The following is a 1,577-nucleotide window of genomic DNA, read 5'->3' as shown; positions in this document are numbered from 1 at the left end:
CCGCGGCGGTGGGCGGCGACCGGGTCGGCTCCCACTTCGCCACCCTCTGGGGCAGCGTCGGCTTCTGCGGACCCTTGACGACCCGCCCCGACCTCTGGGACCGGGGCATCGGTGCGCGGCTCGTCGAGGCCGTCACGGCGAGCTTCGATGAATGGGGCACGCGGCATGCAGGCCTGTTCACCTTCGCCCAGAGCGCCAAGCATGTGGGCCTGTACCAGAAGTACGGCTACTGGGCTCGTTTCCTCACGGCCATCATGTCGGCGCCGGTCCGTCACAACCAGACCGAGCCGGTGCGCTGGTCGCGGTATTCCGATCTGACAGAGGAGCAGAAAGTGGAATGCCTTAAGTCCTGCCGCGACTTGACCGGCGCCCTTTACGACGGGCTCGACCTGGGGGCGGAAATCCAGGCCGTAGAGGCGCAGGAGCTTGGGGAGACGGTCCTGCTCGGCGATATGGCGGGTGCGGGCTTGGACGGTTTTGCCGTGTGCCACCATGGGCCGCGCAGCGAAGCAGGCGACGGTGCCTGCTTCATCAAGTTCGGGACCGTGCGCCCAGGATCGGCGGCTGGGGAGACCTTCGACAACTTGCTGCATGCCTGCGAGGCGCTTGCCGTAGCGGAGGGGATGCCCAGGCTGCTGGCCGGCGTGAACATGGCCCGCCATGAGGCGTACCGGCACTTGGTCGGGCGTGGTTTTCGAACCGAAATCCAAGGGGTCACGATGCACAGGCCCAATGAGCCGGGTTACAGTCGCGCCGGCGTCTTCGTGCTCGACGACTGGCGCTAGGGATCGATTCTAACCCTTGGTGCTCGTCCGGCGCAGACCACTAGCCAGCAGATGATCTGCAGATTTCTATCCGGTGATTAAAAAGGCGAGCCGGGAGCAGCTTTTGGCGCGCTGATCCTTCCTGATTGTGCTAGCGCAGCAGACAGACGACCGAGAGCAGGATAAAAAGCCAGAGGAGCACGGAAAGCCCGGTGGCATTCAGCAACGTCGTTTTCTTCATGTCGCTCTCCCGCTTTCGCATGAGAGAAGGATAGGCGGTGAAGCTTGCGCGGGGACTATCGCCTGTCTGTGACGCTGTGCGTCATCTGCCTTGTCCACGCAGGAGCTGGATACGTTCGATCATCCAGCTTCGGCTGAAGCAGGTGAGCCAGCCGAAATAGATGACCATGCCAAGGCTCGCCGAGATAGCGAGGCGGGAGGAAGGTTGCATCCCAACCATTACTGTCGCATGCACGAAATATACGACCACGCCCATGGCGAGGGCCGCCGCCGCGGCCGGCGCGAGTCCCATGTAATGCACCTTCGCCTGCAGGTTCAGCCGGCGTAGCAACAAAACATTGCCAATCACACCATAGACGAGCGCCGGCGAAGACATCACCAAAATCGCCGCGCCCGGCGTGCTTGTCGGTATGACGATGAGCGCACCGATACAAGTCAAGGCAACGATGATGGAATATTGCAGTGACATGCGGTTCAAGCCAAGCGCGTTCATTGCAATGGGGTTGAACCAGACGATCGGGATCATCAGCGACGTGATCGCCACAGCGCGAAGAATCGGCGCGACCCCGGCAT

2 protein-coding genes are annotated in these 1,577 nt (G+C 62.4%); one reads left to right on the top strand and one right to left on the bottom strand.

Annotation, left to right across the window (positions count from 1 at the left end):
- Positions 1-785: GNAT family N-acetyltransferase (locus C9413_RS31970; RefSeq protein ID WP_170251536.1), on the top strand; the 785-nt coding region annotated here is incomplete at its 5' end.
- A 301-nt stretch (positions 786-1,086) separates the two neighbouring features.
- Here C9413_RS31970 and C9413_RS31965 read toward each other — a convergent pair.
- The coding region (locus C9413_RS31965; protein ID WP_210263682.1) for a hypothetical protein at positions 1,087-1,577 on the bottom strand (491 nt) is incomplete at its 5' end.

The organism is Rhizobium sp. SEMIA 4085 (genome assembly GCF_013004495.1).
GTDB lineage: Bacteria > Pseudomonadota > Alphaproteobacteria > Rhizobiales > Rhizobiaceae > Rhizobium > Rhizobium gallicum.
The sequence above is the reverse complement of the archived record's forward strand: the minus strand, read 5'-3'. Positions and strand labels throughout refer to the sequence as shown.